At 42.7% G+C, this 16,339-nt stretch carries 14 protein-coding genes; 6 read left to right on the plus strand and 8 right to left on the minus strand.

Annotation, left to right across the window (positions count from 1 at the left end):
* Nucleotides 1–31: 31 nt before the first annotated feature.
* Nucleotides 32–1,060 carry an asparaginase gene (locus QZT69_RS14020; protein WP_294675634.1) on the minus strand — a complete coding sequence of 343 codons (1,029 nt, stop codon included), beginning with the start codon at nucleotides 1,058–1,060 and terminating at the stop codon, nucleotides 32–34.
* A gap of 154 nt (nucleotides 1,061–1,214) precedes the next feature.
* Nucleotides 1,215–2,384, minus strand: a complete 1,170-nt coding sequence (locus QZT69_RS14025) for a transglutaminase domain-containing protein (RefSeq protein ID WP_294675635.1) — start codon at nucleotides 2,382–2,384, stop codon at nucleotides 1,215–1,217.
* A gap of 203 nt (nucleotides 2,385–2,587) precedes the next feature.
* Between QZT69_RS14025 and QZT69_RS14030 the strand changes: the two genes are divergently transcribed.
* Nucleotides 2,588–2,860 (plus strand): helix-turn-helix transcriptional regulator, encoded by a 273-nt coding sequence (locus tag QZT69_RS14030; RefSeq protein WP_294675636.1) that lies wholly within the window; start codon nucleotides 2,588–2,590, stop codon nucleotides 2,858–2,860.
* 12 nt (nucleotides 2,861–2,872) lie between these two features.
* Here the strand turns inward: QZT69_RS14030 and QZT69_RS14035 are convergent, their stop codons facing one another.
* Nucleotides 2,873–3,649 (minus strand): TatD family hydrolase, encoded by a 777-nt coding sequence (locus QZT69_RS14035; protein WP_294675637.1) that lies wholly within the window; start codon nucleotides 3,647–3,649, stop codon nucleotides 2,873–2,875.
* A gap of 87 nt (nucleotides 3,650–3,736) precedes the next feature.
* Nucleotides 3,737–4,153 carry a BrxA/BrxB family bacilliredoxin gene (locus tag QZT69_RS14040; protein WP_294675638.1) on the minus strand — a complete coding sequence of 139 codons (417 nt, stop codon included), beginning with the start codon at nucleotides 4,151–4,153 and terminating at the stop codon, nucleotides 3,737–3,739.
* 186 nt (nucleotides 4,154–4,339) lie between these two features.
* On the opposite strand from QZT69_RS14040, the gene QZT69_RS14045 reads away from it, so the two are divergent.
* The 3 genes from QZT69_RS14045 to QZT69_RS14055 all read left to right on the plus strand — a co-directional run bounded on the left by QZT69_RS14045 (nucleotide 4,340) and on the right by QZT69_RS14055 (nucleotide 9,360).
* Nucleotides 4,340–4,519, plus strand: a complete 180-nt coding sequence (locus QZT69_RS14045) for a hypothetical protein (RefSeq protein WP_294675639.1) — start codon at nucleotides 4,340–4,342, stop codon at nucleotides 4,517–4,519.
* 210 nt (nucleotides 4,520–4,729) lie between these two features.
* Nucleotides 4,730–5,395, plus strand: a complete 666-nt coding sequence (locus tag QZT69_RS14050; protein WP_294675640.1) for a 2-C-methyl-D-erythritol 4-phosphate cytidylyltransferase — start codon at nucleotides 4,730–4,732, stop codon at nucleotides 5,393–5,395.
* A 236-nt stretch (nucleotides 5,396–5,631) separates the two neighbouring features.
* Nucleotides 5,632–9,360 carry a choice-of-anchor I family protein gene (locus QZT69_RS14055; RefSeq protein WP_294675641.1) on the plus strand — a complete coding sequence of 1,243 codons (3,729 nt, stop codon included), beginning with the start codon at nucleotides 5,632–5,634 and terminating at the stop codon, nucleotides 9,358–9,360.
* Between the two features lie 329 nt (nucleotides 9,361–9,689).
* Here the strand turns inward: QZT69_RS14055 and QZT69_RS14060 are convergent, their stop codons facing one another.
* The 4 genes from QZT69_RS14060 to QZT69_RS14075 all read right to left on the minus strand — a co-directional run bounded on the left by QZT69_RS14060 (nucleotide 9,690) and on the right by QZT69_RS14075 (nucleotide 13,536).
* A complete protein-coding gene (locus QZT69_RS14060; protein WP_294675642.1) occupies nucleotides 9,690–10,589 on the minus strand; it encodes a cation diffusion facilitator family transporter in 900 nt (299 codons plus the stop codon).
* Between the two features lie 83 nt (nucleotides 10,590–10,672).
* On the minus strand, nucleotides 10,673–11,755 hold the full coding sequence (locus tag QZT69_RS14065; RefSeq protein ID WP_294675643.1) for an acyl-CoA desaturase: 1,083 nt from the start codon (nucleotides 11,753–11,755) through the stop codon (nucleotides 10,673–10,675).
* Nucleotides 11,756–11,881: 126 nt separating this feature from the next.
* Nucleotides 11,882–12,445 carry an aminoacyl-tRNA hydrolase gene (pth, locus tag QZT69_RS14070; RefSeq protein WP_294675644.1) on the minus strand — a complete coding sequence of 188 codons (564 nt, stop codon included), beginning with the start codon at nucleotides 12,443–12,445 and terminating at the stop codon, nucleotides 11,882–11,884.
* 131 nt (nucleotides 12,446–12,576) lie between these two features.
* Complete coding sequence (locus QZT69_RS14075; RefSeq protein ID WP_294675645.1) at nucleotides 12,577–13,536, minus strand: hypothetical protein; 960 nt, start codon at nucleotides 13,534–13,536, stop codon at nucleotides 12,577–12,579.
* A gap of 146 nt (nucleotides 13,537–13,682) precedes the next feature.
* On the opposite strand from QZT69_RS14075, the gene kdsB reads away from it, so the two are divergent.
* Together kdsB and QZT69_RS14085 are read left to right on the plus strand one after the other, a co-directional pair.
* Nucleotides 13,683–14,420 (plus strand): 3-deoxy-manno-octulosonate cytidylyltransferase, encoded by a 738-nt coding sequence (gene kdsB, locus QZT69_RS14080; protein WP_294675646.1) that lies wholly within the window; start codon nucleotides 13,683–13,685, stop codon nucleotides 14,418–14,420.
* A gap of 27 nt (nucleotides 14,421–14,447) precedes the next feature.
* Nucleotides 14,448–16,328, plus strand: coding sequence for a hypothetical protein (locus QZT69_RS14085; RefSeq protein ID WP_294675647.1), 1,881 nt, complete (start codon nucleotides 14,448–14,450; stop codon nucleotides 16,326–16,328).
* Nucleotides 16,329–16,339: the final 11 nt, after the last annotated feature.

A 16,339-nucleotide genomic window follows, 5' to 3' on the forward strand; every position in this document is an offset into this window, starting at 1 on the left:
AATACGAATAGACATCCATCTATTCACCCAGCTATACCGTCACTTCCCCGCAGATACTTTGCTTCAAAATCGCTTTCGCAGCTTCGGCATTCCCTCCACTTTTTCCCAGGGCATACATCATTTTGGTTACCGCTGCTTCGGTGGTGAGATCGAAACCGGAAAGCACGCCGTTCTTTTCGAAGAAGGAACTGGTTTCATATTTTCCCTGCTCAACTCTTCCTGTGGAACACTGGGTGATGTTCAGAACAATTCCGCCTTTCTCCAGGTAATTCAACAGCAATTCGTGGAATTTGGAGTCGGAGGGAGCATTTCCGGAACCGTAAGTTTCCAGGATGATCGCTTTGGTTTTATTCGTGTCGAACAGTGATTCGTAAATAGTCCAGTTAAGGCCCGGGAACAACTTGATCAATGCCACAGAAGTGTCGAACCCGGTAAACAATTCCAATTGGTTGGAGGAAGAAACGGTTTCCCCGGTGTAATCGATGTGAACTCCGGCAACAGCCAGCGGACGCAGGTTGGGAGAACGAAATGCCTCAAACGATGAAGCAGAAACTTTAGAAGTACGGTTCCCGCGGTAAAGTGAATACTCAAAGTAGATGGCTACTTCACGGATACGAGGAGTTCCGTTTTCATGGGTAGCGGCCGCAATTTCAATGGCTGTAATCAGGTTTTCTTTCCCGTCTGTGCGGATAGTTCCAATCGGCAGCTGGGATCCGGTGAAAATAACCGGTTTTTGAAGTCCCTGGAGCATGAAGCTCAAAGCAGAAGCCGAGAAAGCCATCGTATCAGAACCGTGCAGGATCACGAAGCCGTCGAATTCATGGTACTTGTTATAGACCAATTCGGCCATTTCTTTCCACCAAAGTGGGTTCATTTCCGAAGAATCGATCGGGTGGGGGAAAGCATGGGTTGTCAACTGCACATTTAACCGGGCCAATTCCGGGATGTGTTTGTAAACATCACCAAAGTCAAAGGCAGTAAGCGAACCTGTTAAGGGATCATTCACCATTCCAATCGTTCCTCCGGTATAAATGACCAGTACCTGCGGTGTTTTATTCATGCTGTTCTCTTGAGTGAGACAAAGTTCACTGAAAATACTGAAAAAGCAAGTTTCCGGGAGGAGAAGTCTCTAAAAAACAACCGGGTTTCACGGTTTGCCATTTGGCAAACAGGCAAATTGGCAAATTCGCGGAGGAGGATGGGCTGCCCGTTGATTATTGCCTGGCACCCGTTTTTTCAGTGTTTAATTGCGGAGCCTTCCAGAATATGTCCGGGTTGTTGGTCAGGTAGTTCGTATAGGTAAAGTTCACACTTTTCGCCGTGTGTTCCGATTTTTGCAGACTCTGGTTCAGGCCGTCGAGTGGCACTAATTCCAGGAAAACCGCATTTCCTCCGGCAACAGGAGTTTCGTAATTGTATTCACTTGAAACCGGGAATTGCAGGCGGTAAAGGTTCTTTGCCATGTAATAGTAAATGTAATTTTCCGCTACACAAGGTTCGGCATTGTTCCAGTTGGCGCCCGGATTCAACAATAAAGGCTTTCCATTGATCAATCGTTCGCGCACTTCCTGAATGCTAAGTAATGTTCCCTTTTCATCCATGATATAAGCATCGTTTGTCGGGTCGAGGTAAATCCACTTCTTCAAATCATTGGAATAAACCATGTTGATCACGTGGCAGTCATCGAATTCCAGTTCTTTGGGCATGCAGGTAATGTAGCGCGATTTGAAACCCAGGGCCAGGAAACATTCGTTTAGGGAGATTGCCAGCCCGCGGCAATTGAGTCCGCGGGAACCGTCACTGCAAGCCATAATCATATCATCAGCATTCATTTTTTCGGGATTACTGTGTTGTCCGTCGTGTTCCACCAGGTTGTGGATCCAGTGCATTAGATTGAGCATTTGATGAATTTCACTGGCTTCACCCGCAATGGAGTCGAGGTTGTATTTCTTGCGCAGTGCCTTTAGATGAACATTACTTGAATCCTGGAAAGTGAATTCCGGAACGGTTCTCAAATCGGAGGTATTGTATTTTGCCGCTTTCTTCAACTTACCCACGTAGTCGGGAAGTTCCTCATACCTGATGCGTGTCCAGCAGGTATCTTTATGCTGGTAGATCACCAGGAAATCCTGAACCGGGTGTTTTTTATTCACCTTGATGTAAATAGAATCCACATCGGTGATAAATTGGATTTTTTCATCCCAAACGACAGTACTGTCAGGCTTTAAATGCGGGGCAATGCTCCAGGTTCGGACAGTTATTGCCGGATCACTCGGGAATTTCATTCGGAAAGACTCCACGTTTGTGTGAAGTACGGGTAGTTTTTTCTGAGCAAATGCCGGAATGGTCAGAAGAATGAAAGCCAGGATGAAGATTAAGCGCATAAAAATTCCATTAAAGGCCCGAAGATAAACTGTTTTCCCATCATTCTTTTGGAAAATTGAGACATCTTAAAGATTGAAAACACATTTTACCGGGAATAGTCACAAAAATCAGGAGCTAATGGAATAAAATTCCGGTAAATTTTGACACTATAATATCATTTTTACGTTAAAAAGCAGTATTTTTGACACTATAATGTCATTTTATGAATTACGGAATTGAGAAAACTCCAAGGGAATTAATGTATATTTTTGGAGAACGTATTAAGCTCTTACGCAAAGAACAGAAAATAAGCAGAAAACATATGGCTGACATTTCAGGAGTTCCTGCTCCTACTTTGCGAAAATTTGAGGAGACTGGAATTATTTCACTGGAAAGTTTTTTGATGTTGGTAAATACACTACAAAGATTGGAAGAATTTGAACAATTACTTCAACCGAATTATTTAGAAAGCAAACGTTATTTATTTGACCATTGATCAAAATACAAATTAGTCTTGCTGCGGATGAAACAAATTCAATGCATTTTGAGTAGTGATTTCCTGTAGTTTACTCAATGGTAAATCTAAAATCTCAGCTATTTTTTCTGCCGTGTGTACCACATAAGCACTTTCGTTTCTCTTACCACGGAAAGGAGTTGGTGCCAGGTAAGGTGCATCTGTTTCCAGCAATAGTTTTTCCAGCGGAATGTGTTTCAGGGTTTCGGGCAGGTCGGATTTCTTATAGGTCACCACTCCGCCGATTCCAAACATGAATCCTTTGTAATCGAGAATTTTCCGGACATCCGTTTCGTTCCCGGTAAAGCAGTGAAAAATTCCTCTCAATCGCTCGTCGTTTTCCTGATCCAGTACTTCGTATATCTCCGGAAAAGAATCCCGGGCATGGATTACGATTGGAATCTGCAATTCTTTGGCCCAGTTGATCTGAGTGCGAAAAGCTTCTTTCTGCTCCTTCACAAAGGTTTTGTCCCAATAAAGGTCGATCCCAATCTCACCGACAGCCACATAGGGTCTTTTGTCCAGCAGAACCCGCATTTTAGCCAAAGTCAATTCCCAGTTTGCATCTACCGAACATGGGTGCAATCCCATCATGGCAAAGCAATTTTCCGGAAATTCCTGTTCCAGCGCATGCATTCCGTCCACCGAGTTCAGGTCAATATTGGGCATGTACATGCGTTCCACTCCTGCTGCAATGGCGCGGCGGATCATTTCAGCACGGTCTTCGTTGAATTGTTCGGAATAAAGATGTGTGTGTGTGTCGATAAACATAATGAGATCGCTTTGCTTTAAGACAAAAGACAAAAGACCAGAGACAAATCTGTCTTTGGTCTTCAGTCTGATGTCTTTAAGTCTTAATTAACAGAATTCTTCGTAGGCTGCTTCTAAGTTCTCAGCGATCATAGCTGCAGTAACTCCTTCGATGTTGTGTCTTTCTAAGAAATGAACCAGTTTCCCGTCCTTAAACAACGCCACTGACGGTGAAGATGGAGGAAATGGTAAAAAGTACTTGCGTGCCTGCTGTGTTGCTTCGGTATCCACACCTGCGAAAACAGTCAATAAATGATCTGGTTTTTTGCCTGCGATTTCCAAAGATTTTTTCACACCTGGTCTTAAATTTCCTGCTGCACATCCGCAAACAGAGTTTACAACCACAAGGGCAACACCTTTACTGGTTGGAATAGCTGCATCTACTTCGGATGCTGATACGAGTTGTTGAAAGCCCACACGTGTAAGGTCTTCCTTCATTGGTTGTACGAGTTCTGGTGGGTACATAATCTTTAAATTTTATGTCGCAAAGTTACGGATTCTTCTTGCTTTGGAAAACAAAATCCAAGTTCAATTTTCGCCAAATAACTTTAAAACGATTCTAAATGATTAAAAAATGATTTTTTTTCAATGAAATCGGAAGTTATCAACAAATTATTTATTTACTTTGCCGTAGATTTAAAACGAAAAAAGATGAATAGTTTTTGGTACACACTTGGAAAAATCTTGAATGGTGCATGGTTTTATGACAACATTGGTGATATCTTTAATTATTCTGTGATTGTTTTAGGCTTCTTCGGATTGTTCTACTGGTTGAGATGGCAGAAGAAATTCAACGATCAGGCTGCAAATGATCCGAACCAAATTAAGTAATTGGTGATTTTAATATAATAAAAGGTCTTCGTTTGAGGACCTTTTTTTATTTTCATAAATCCGGTTCGATAGGTTTTAACTTTTTGAACCCTGCGCCGATGCTGATCTTGCTCCGCCGAAACGCTTATGCTGTAGCTTCAGCGAAGGCACAGTGGCTACACAAAGGCAAGAGCTTTAGCGCAAGCATTTTAACCTTTGAACTTGTTTCACATGCTGACATTCATTATTACTGCCGGGGGTATTGGAAAAAGAATGGGGGGGTCCGTTCCAAAACAATTCCTGTTATTGAACGACAAACCGATCCTGATGCACACCATCGAACAGGTCCATGCATTTGACACTTCGGCTGAACTGATTGTAACGCTTCCGGTGGATTATTTGAAAGACTGGGAGGAAATGTGCACGAAATACACTTTTACGATCCCTCATCAAGTTGTTCCCGGAGGCGATGAACGTTTTGATTCGATCAAAAATGCCCTGGAAAAAGCTTCCGGAGAATGGATTGCGGTACATGACGGTGTTCGTCCGTTTATCAGCAAATCGGTTTTGAATCAATTACTTACTGAAGTAAAAAGCCACCGGGCAGTGATCCCGGTTATTCCTGTGAAAGAAACACTGCGCATTGCAGATGGGGAAACCAATGCCACCGTTCACCGGGACCATTACCGCATCGTTCAGACACCTCAGGTATTCGAAGCAAAGCTGCTAAAAAAAGCCTACGAGCAGAAATACGCAACCAGCTTTACGGATGATGCAAGTGTCGTAGAAGCAATCGGAGCGCGAGTGCACCTTGTTCCCGGAAACGATGAAAACATCAAAATTACCACCCCGCTTGATTTAAGTCTTGCGGCGTTAATATTAAAAAATTGGAAATAAATACCTGTAGCAGAGGGCGCGCGATTAATCGCGCGCCCTCTGTTTTTACCTTACTAAATCGATTGTTTTAAGGAATTATCAACCGGATTTAAAAAAATAGGTCCGAATTTGGAGCTTACTTTCATTTTAAATTCACAAACTTCATTTTTTCTCAACGCAATCTTACCAGAAAAGTCATCTTGTTCCTTAGTTCTAATTACATGCTGAAATGAACTTTGTCGAAAGTTTATACAGCAATGAAAAAAACCTTACTCTTTATCGGGACCGTTTTGATGAGCATGAACAGCTTTGCTCAAAACCCGGGACTCGTAATCTCAGAAATTTTACCGAATCCAAGTGGAACGGATTCTCCTTTTGAATGGATCGAATTAGTAGCTACCAGCAATATCAACTTTGCAACCACCCCATACACGGTCGTTTGCAACAACTCAGCTGCAACAATTAATGGCTGGATCGAAGGCGGGACAATTACATATGCTTTCCAGATTAACACCGGAACGGTGAATGCAGGAGACGTAGTTTATGTTGGAGGAAGCTCAATGGCGCCAACCGGTACACAACTGCGTGTGATCAACACAGCAACCACTGCCGGTGACGGATTTGGTGATGCAGCAACCGGAGTAGTAGGAAACGGCGGCTCGAACGGAGATGGAATTGCCATTTTCAATTTGGCTTCCGCTGCCATTACTAATTCAAGTGTTCCGGTAGATGCTTTGTTCTATGGAACTTCACTTGGATCTGCTGTACTGAATAGTGGTGCAGACGGTTACCAACTACCGCTAAACGATTTATACAACGGAGGAAAACTTCAGCCAAATTCTTTTTTCGCAGGAGACCCCGGAGGTGACCAATCCATCCGTGCAACGGGATTATTTAATACCCAAACATCACTGTGGACTGGTCAGCGTTCCTGGGTTGTAGGAACTCCAACTTTAGATAATCTGTCTTCCGTTGGTTTGATTGCAGCAACCCCTGGAACTATTACGTTCTCAGCCGTTTCTCAGAATTTCCAGGAGAATGCCGGAACAGTGACTGTTGGAATTAACTCAGCGACTCCGAACACATATCCTGCAAAAGTGGTATTAAGTTACTCGGTTTATACAGATGCAACAGAAACTGCCGATTTTACCCTTGCTGAAGATACAATCACCATTCCTGCGAACTTCACCGGAACACAAACAGTTGACTTAACCATCATTGACGATGCTTTGGCTGAAAGAACAGAGAAAGTAATTCTTAAAATGAAATCGCTCTTCAATGCGAATGTTGGAGCAAATGTGTTCCAGATCATTTATATCAAGGACAACGACTACCAGGCTCCTGTAGCTAATAATGAATTGAAATTGAACCTTCTGAGTAGTTTCTCAAATGACTTTTCCGGAGATAATTCTGCAGAAATCGTAGCATTTGATCCGACAACAGATCGTTTGTACATTGCAAATTCAATTGGTGCGCAAGTAGATATCGTAGATTTCTCGGATCCGGCTGCTCCGGCCTATTTGGATTCCATTGATATTACTCCTTACGGAAACATCAACTCCATAGCAGTTCACAACGGTGTGGTTGCATGTGCGGTAGAAAACAGCAATCCGCAGGCAAACGGATTTATCGTTTTCCTGGACCAGAACGGAACATTGATCTCCCAGGTACCGGTTGGCGCTATGCCGGATATGATCACATTCAACAATGACTACACGAAAGTATTGGTAGCCTGTGAAGGTGAGCCGAATTCAGATTATTCGGTTGATCCGGAAGGTTCAGTTGGAATTGTAGACATTACGGGTGGTTATCCGGCATTGACAGCTGCAAACGTAACGATGGTGAATTTCCAGTCATTCAACGGACAGGAGGCTGCTTTACGCACACAGGGAATCCGCATTTTCGGGCCGGGAAGCTCCGCAGCACAGGATTTTGAACCGGAATACATTACCATTTCAGAAGATAACTCCACAGCTTATGTTTCTTTACAGGAAAACAATGCCATGGCTGTAGTTGACATCACTGCCGGAACAGTTACTGCGGTTCGTCCGTTGGGAACTATGAATTACGCAAACGGAAATAATGGTTTGGATGCTTCAGATGCAACTGCAGAACCATTTATTGGTTCTGCCCCGATCAAAGGATTGTTTATGCCGGACGCACTGGCTCACGCTTCTATTTCAGGAACAGAATACATTTTCTCCGCAAATGAAGGAGATGCCCGCGAATACGGAAGTGTTTTGGATGAACCTGGACGCTTATCTTCGGTTACCCTGGATGCTTCGATTCCTGATCAAAATATCCTGAAAAGCAATCAATTCCTGGGTCGTATCAACGTAACAAAAGCAAGTGGTGATACGGATAACGATGGAGACATTGATGATATTCACGTATTCGGAACTCGTTCATTTTCTATTTGGGATGCACAAACCGGAGCCCTGGTTTTCGATTCAAAAGATTTGATCGAACAGCTGGTTGCAAATCACCCGACATTGAGCGGTTTATTCAATGCAAGTAACTCAACCGGAACATCCGTCTCTAAAAACCGTTCTGACGACAAAGGTCCGGAACCGGAAGGAGTTGCAACTGCGGTGATCAATGGGAACCATTACCTGTTCGTTTCATTGGAGCGAGTTGGCGGTGTGATGATGTTCAATGTAGATGTTCCAGGTACACCGGTTTATGTAGGTTACTACAATAACCGTTCTATCGGACCAAACAGCGGACCGGATTTAGGAGCTGAGGGAATCATTACCATTAGCCGGGAAGATTCTCCGAATGGAAAAGAGATTGTAATCCTGGCAAATGAAATCAGTTCCACGCTTTCCATCTATGGAATTAATACTTGTGTGGACCTTGCAGGTGCAACAATCACTGTTCCTACAGATTCAATTTGTGAAGGAGACCAGGTTACTTTAACCATCCCTGGAGATGCTCAAAGTACGGTTCAGTGGCTGAAGAACGACCAGGTAATTGCAGGTGAAACAGGAAACTCATTAAATGTGACAGAAGCAGGAAACTACCGCGTTTACGTTTCAAATACAACTCATGCTTGTGCGGATACTACTTTGGCTGAAGCAATCGAAGTATTGACATTGCCAACAATTGCTGCAGGAGCAGATGCTGCTATCTGTATCGGTGATACCGTAAACTTAAATGCTGTTTCCTCCGCAACAATCGCATGGAACAACTGTGTTCAGGACAGTGTTGATTTCTTCCCTACTTCAACCATGGATTACATTGCAACCGCAACGGATGCTTTCGGGTGTGAGAACTCAGATACCCTGACTGTTACTGTTAACCAACTTCCAACTGTAGATGCAGGCACAGACCAATCTGTTTGTACGGGAACTTCTGTTACCTTCAATGCAACAGGTGCTTCAACGCTTGTTTGGAACAACGGTGTGGTTAACGGAACAGCATTTAATGCACTAACTGCAGGAAATTACATTGTTACCGGGACAGATGCAAACGGATGTATGGATGCAGATACTTTAGTGTTGACTTTGTTTGCTCTTCCAACTATCAACCTGGGCGCTGATATGACCGTTTGTGCGAACCATTTCCCGGTGAACCTGAACGGCCCGGGAGGATATACGTCTTACAACTGGAGTAACGGAGCAATGACTCAAAATACAACAGTGGCACAGGCTGGAACTTATAGTTTAACTGTTACGAACAACAACGGATGCCAGGATATTGATACCGTTGTGATCATTTCGGATCCATGTTTAGGATTGACCGAGAACAGCACTTTCGAATACACTTTATATCCGAACCCGGCTTCTCATACAGTTACTGTAGAAACGAGTGTGCCGAACTCGGAAGTAGTTATTTACGGAGTAAACGGACAGGTGTTGTTTACCCAGAAAAATACGACTGCAGTATTTACAGTGAACGTAGCTGATTTGGCTGACGGAATGTATTGGTTGAAGGTTTCTTCCGATGAAGGAACACAAACTAAACAAATCCTGATTAAGAAGTAAAATAACCTACATATACACTACGCTGAAAAACCCTGATACTCTTGAATGGTGTCAGGGTTTTTTGATTTGCTTAACCGCAGAGAAGAGCCAGCTGTGACCGGTGAAGACGGATTGCAGTCTGAAAGACGCGGCGCGAAGGTAAAAGAACGCAAAGGAACTGTCGAATTCGATCTCCACGTGCGGTGCAGCTCTTGTCTTTTCCCACAAATTCGCAAATGTCCGGAGGCGCTTACCAGTCGCTTCTTTCTTTTCTATCTCCGCCTGTGGCAAAGTCTTCTTAAATGAAGCACAGAGGAGATTAATAAACCTCAGCGTTCTCTGCTGTAAAATTAACAAGAGCCGTGTTTGCAATCTTTCCGTTCGGTTTCGAAGGTCACATGGTGGATATTCCGATGTTCGAGCAAATGACGTAATTCATGCTTGATATGTGCTTCTTCTTCAGTCTGCACGGATTCTTCCAATACCAAATGAGCTGTCATGGCATTTTCTGTTGAGCTTAATGGCCAGATGTGTACATGATGTACTTCTTTGACTCCGTTTGTTTGCTGAATAAGTGCAACAATTTCTTCCAGGTGTATGGTACTGGGAACTCCATCCAGTGACAAACGCAGGCTTTCTTTCATCAGTTTCCAGGTGCCGAACAGGATAATTGCTGCTATGATCAAACTGAAAACAGCATCCAGCCAATAGAGCTTCGTATAATAAATGACGATCCCGCCAACGACCAATCCGGCGGAAACCAGCCCATCTGCCAATAAATGCAGGTAAGCACTTTTTACGTTGATGTCTTTTTCCTTATCTCGAAGGAAAAGCAAAGCGGTGGAAAAATTGATCACTATCCCAATGCCTGCAATGATCGAAACGGTTAACCCCGGAATGATTTCAGGATGAAAAAACCGATCGATCGCACCGTAAATAATCGCTCCGATCGTTACAAATAAAAGCATGGAGTTGAACAAGGCAACCAAAATGGAAGTTTTACGGTAACCATAGGTGTACTGATTCGTCGATTTGATTTTCATCAGTCTGAGGGCTAAAAGCGAAAGAGCCAGTGTTCCTACATCCGCGAGATTGTGTCCGGCATCTGAAATTACAGAAAGGGAGTCGATCAGTATTCCGACGATTGCTTCGACCACTACAAAAGCCAAATTGAGAATTATCCCCACAACAAAAGCAGCGTTGACCTTTGTCAACACTTCGTGATGATGATGTGGGTGATCGTGTCCCATACTTAAAGATAACAAAATCCATGAAAAAAGCGGGGGCGTCTCAGTTTAACCGAGACGCCCCTACTATTTTATCCCTAAATGGATTATGCTCTTCCCAATTGTTTCAATAATCTCAAATGATTGAAGATTGCAGCACCAAATGTCTTGTGATAATTGTATTGGATTCCGTATTCTTTCGCTGTCTTCTTGACAATTTTAGAAATCTTCGGGTAATGAATGTGAGAGATGTCCGGGAACAAATGATGCTCGATCTGGTAGTTCAATCCACCGACATACCAGGTCAGTAACGGATTCCAGTTCTCGAAGTTTGCCGTAGTCATCATTTGGTGTTTTGCCCAGGAAACATCTGCGTTTTCCTCCTGGTAATCATCCTTGGTCATGAATTCTGTTTCAGGCATCACGTGTGCTACCTGGAAAACGAAGGCCAAAATAATCCCGCAGATAAAATGCATCACAAAGAATCCGATCAAAACCTGCCACCAGCTTACATCCATTACCAATAAAGGCACAGCGATGATATAGACATAGTAAAGCAATTTGGAAAAGATCAATTGGATCAATGCTTTTCTGAATGTTTTATTTTGAGCCTGGAGCAATCCTTCCTTGTTGTAGCGGCTCAGCTGCATGAAATCTTTGTTGGTCATCCACGACAATGTCATAAACCCGTAGAAGAACCAGGCATAATAAACCTGGAAACGGTGTACTTTCTTACGCGGTACATTCGGAGAAAAGCGCAGCAATCCGATGGAATCAATGTCTTCGTCCATATCGTGCACGTTTGTAAAGCTGTGGTGTAACACATTGTGCTGAATGCGCCAATTCAGGTTAGAACCTCCCAGGATTTCCATGGAAAAGCTCATGATTTTATTCAGCCATTTGTATTTGGAAAAAGCACCATGATTCGCATCGTGCATGATGGATAAACCGATTCCGGCCATTCCTACCCCCATAATCATAGTCATGAAGAACATCAGCCAATGATTTTCAATTACTCCGAAAACCATCAGGAAATAGGGAAGTAAAAACAGGGAGAACATTAATGGAACTTTTAAGAGTATCCGCCAGTTACCATAGCGTTTCAGATTATTTCTTTTCAGATATTCATCTACTTGTTGGGAGAGTTTTTTTGTAAATTCATCACCTCTTGTGAGTCTTATATATTGCATAGTATTCCGAAAATGATATTTATTTTCAATACAAATGTATCGATAGTTTCAATTCAAAACTCCCAAAAAAGACGAATTGGATATATTTAACATGAAAAAACGTGCTAACAACCTGAAAATGAGTATTTATTTTCCGTTCCAATTTGTCATGGTCAATTGAATTCCTATAGAGGCAAAACTCTTCAAAAACTCAACTGCAACAGCGATGCGTTCGTTCAGAGTTTCCCGTTCTTCGGCGTTCCATTCTCCCAATACATAATCTACCTGCTGGCCTTTGTGAAAATCAGCCCCGACACCGAAACGCAAACGACAGTATTCTGTGGTGTTTAAAGTTGCCTGGATATCCTTTAAACCGTTGTGACCACCGTCAGACCCTTTTCCTTTCATGCGCAATTTTCCGAAAGGAAGTGCCAGATCGTCCGTTATGACCACTAAGTTCTCTTTGGAGATTTTTTCCTGCTGCAGGTAATAATTAACGGCTTTCCCGGAAAGATTCATGTAGGTAGTTGGTTTCACCAAAATAAGGGTTCTTCCTTTGAATTTCACCTCTGCGACTTCGGCAGTCTTTTGAAGGGAAAAAGTTCCGCCCAGCTCCTTCGCCAAAGCTTCCACGACTTTAAAACCAATATTGTGGCGTGTTTCTTCGTATTTCGAACCGGGGTTTCCTAAACCGACAAATAGATATTTCATGTCACAAAGATAATTGCGAATTATATTTAACCGCAAAATGAAAGAACGCAAAGTTGATTGCGAATGCCAAATGACCCTTTTAACTGAAAGCCCAAAGGTTGATCATGCAAAACCGATTAACTAAGAATCAATTATTTAAAAGTATAGCTGGTAGCATTCACTTTTTTGATCTTCTCCTCACCGAAAGTAACGCTGATAGTTCTGCTTGTTTGAATGGAAGGCATCCAGCCGCTGCTTAATTGCATTTGCAGTTTTTCGGTATCCTCAAAATCGATCTTCATATCGTCAATCTTGAATTCCTTACTCTCCGCCGGAACAAATAATTCGAAAAACTTCTTCATGTACTTTTTCAATTCATCCTGGTTCGGTTTGTACCTGATAGAGATCGATGCAAGGTCCTTTGTCTTATTGATCGTTTGTAAGGTAATCTTTCCGGACCCTTTTACCACAATGTCCATCAAACAGGGAATCTCCACATCAATTTCCGCAGGTTTATTCAAAACCAGTTCCATTCCATAATTGCCGTGGATTGCCATAATGTCGCCTAAATAAAGCACCTCGATATTTTCCGGCTTGGCAAATTCGATCAACACATCATCCAGCATTTTAATTACAGGTTTTGCAGCTTCTGCACCCTTGTTTACAACTAACTGCTTTTTGAATTCTTCACACTTCTTTTTAAAGTCCTTCTGTAATTCGGCTGTATTCAAAATTTTCTGGTAGATCCCTAATTCATCCGTTTGATAACGGATCGGTGCACTTGTTTGAAACGAATTCATTAATTCCTGCAACTGCGGATCATAACCTTCAACAGCAGATTTCAGGTATTTCATTTCCAGTACATAACTGTGGTCCGTACTGTCGATTACCTTTATTTCCAGGTCATAGGTGTTTGATTTCTGCTTGGTCGGCTGTGTGCTCCCTGATTTGTTGGTAACATCGGTTTGAGAAACCTGGTAAGAAACTTTGTCACCGATATTCCAATACCCGATTGTGGTTACTTTGGAGGAAGAAACCAGGTTTGGTTGTTCCTGGGAAAAAAGGTTGAACGAAAAGGTTAGGACGGCGATTAAGAAATTGATCTGTTTCATGGCACAAAGATAATTCCGAATTGCGAATTACAAATGCCGGGTAATCGTTTTACCCCGGTTAACCCCCATTTTTAACCGCAGGGACACCCTATACCGATAAGAATTCGGTTGAATAACTATATTTGGAATAAAGAAAACAAAAATTCATGCGTATTCTCGGTATCATTCCGGCCCGTTACGGCTCTTCCCGCTTTCCGGGTAAACCACTCATTGATCTGAAAGGAAAAACCATGATCCGCCGGGTTGTAGAAGGAGCTGCAAAGTCTTCTCTTCTGACAGACCTTGTTGTGGCTACGGATGATATCCGGATCGTGGATGAGGTTTCCGGTTTCGGAGGGAAAGTCATGCTGACTGATGCCAAACACCCGACTGGCACTGACCGTTGTGCAGAAATCGTAAGAACGCTTTCGGAAACATACGATGTGGTTATCAATATACAGGGTGATGAACCTTTGGTGGATGCAAAACAACTGGATCAATTATTACAGGCTTTCAATGATCCGAACGTACAAATTGCAACACTTGCTTCCCGGAAGATCGGAATGGAGGATATCGTAAACCCCAACCGGATCAAAGTGGTGGTAGATAAGAACCACAGCGCACTATATTTCTCCCGCAGCCCAATTCCAAACTTCGCCAATGCCAAAGGAGAGCCTCTGGAAATTTATCCGTTCTTAAGACACATCGGATTGTATGCTTACCGTTCCGATATTCTGCTTCAATTAAGTGAACTGGAAGAGACAAAACTGGAACAGATCGAATCCCTGGAACAATTGCGCTGGTTATACAATGGCTATGCTATCCGGGTTGTAGAAACTGAAATTGAAACACCCAATATTGATACACCGGAGGACGTTGACAAAGTATTGGCTTTAATCTCATAAAAACCATCAAATCCCATAACTAAAACTATGAAACTACTTTTTCAACTATTACCCTGCACCCTTGCGTTTGGTGCATTCTCACAAAAGATGAGCTACCAGGTCGATCTGAATAATTGCGTAAAAGACCAGCTTTCCGTGACATTAAATACGGCATATAAAGGAAAAGATACCGCAGTTTTTAATTTCCCGATGACAGTACCCGGAACCTATGCCGTTTTGGACTACGGCCGGTTTATTACTCAATTCAAGGCTTTTGATTCGGCAGGAAAGGCTTTGAAAGTGAAGAAAAAAGGCAATAATTCTTTTGTGATCGTTCCCGGAAAAGATGTAGCCAAAGTACAATACCTGGTGGACGATTCCTGGGAAGAAAAAAACGGAAAAACCAAGATCTTTGAGCCTGCCGGAACGGGTTTTGAAAGCGGTAAATACTTTTATATCAATAATGGGGGCCTTTTTGGGTATTTCGGCCTGGAATGGAACAATGAATACGACATTACCTTCAAGAAACCCAAAAACCTGAACGGCTTTACGACGCTTGTCAGCAAATCAACCACGGAAGACCAGGTCACTTTTTGGAGTAAAAATTACCACGACCTCATCGACAACCCCATTTTGTTTACCCACGAAAAAGATGAAAATATCCGTGTGCAGGGAACAAATGTGATTATTGCTTCTTATCATGAAGGGATAGATTCTTCGGCTTATTATATCAAGAATAAGATCGATTCGGCCATGGTTGCTATTGACCGCTTCGTTGGCGGGAAGCTTCCTGTAGATAACTACGCTTTTTTAAATTTCATAAAGGATTACCGCGAATTGGAAGCTGTTTTCAGCGGTGAGAAAAAGATCGGTCTTTTCCAAAAAATAAAGCTGGGGAGATCTTTGGGTGGACAAGGGTTCGGTGCTTTGGAACACGGACATTCTTCTTCTTACTTTCTTCCCGATTTCGGTCATAACAGCTATACCGATATGGTCTACGAAACAGGAATTCACGAATTCATGCATATCTATTCGCCTCTGAGCCTGCACAGCCAGTATATCGGAGAGTTTAACTATACTAAGCCGGTAATGTCTAAGCATTTGTGGCTGTATGAAGGCACGACGGAATATTTCTCGGTGATTGTTGCGATGCAGGGAGGTTTGATATCTGTAAAATCAACGGTTGAAAATACGATTAAAGGTAAAATCATGAGTGCATCATCTTACCCGGATAAGATGCCGTTTACAGTAATGAGCGCGAACGTTTTTGACAAACCTTATTCCGATCAATATTCCCAGGTTTACGATCGCGGTGCAATTATGGGAATGCTGCTCGATATTGAGATCATGCGCCTGACAAACGGTACAAAGACTTTAAAGACAGTGATCTTCGATTTGTGTAGTAAGTACGGAAGCAGCCGTTCTTTCAACGAAGAAACCTTTATGGATGAATTTGTGGCACTTGTTCATCCGGATTTGAAGAATTTCTTTACCAGGTATGTAGAAGGAACAACGCCATTGGCAATCGAGGAAACGTTTAAGGTTATCGGTATTGATTATTCGAAATCGAAAAAAGGAACTGTTCCGGCTCATTTCTTTACAGACAAGGATTGCGGTGTTACTGCTGATAATCGGATCATCAACGGAAAAGTGGTGATTAAAAAAGCGGACGAAACCAATGTGTTTGGTCTGAAAGCAAAGGACATAGTGGATTACCAGGAGCTGAAGAAGGTTTACAAGAACGAAGACGGAAGCCTGTTACCTGAAGGGACTATGGTTACCATTCATGTGGAACGAAAAGGAAAACAAGTACCACTTACTTTCCCGGCGAAATTCAAGGAAGGAACGCTTTACAATACAATAGAGATTATCAAAGACATGACCCCGGAGCAAGAAAAGTTATTTAAGCTTTGGTCGACAGGGAAGTAGTTGTCAACTTT

It is taken from the genome of uncultured Fluviicola sp. (assembly GCF_902168135.1).
Lineage (GTDB): Bacteria > Bacteroidota > Bacteroidia > Flavobacteriales_D > Crocinitomicaceae > Fluviicola.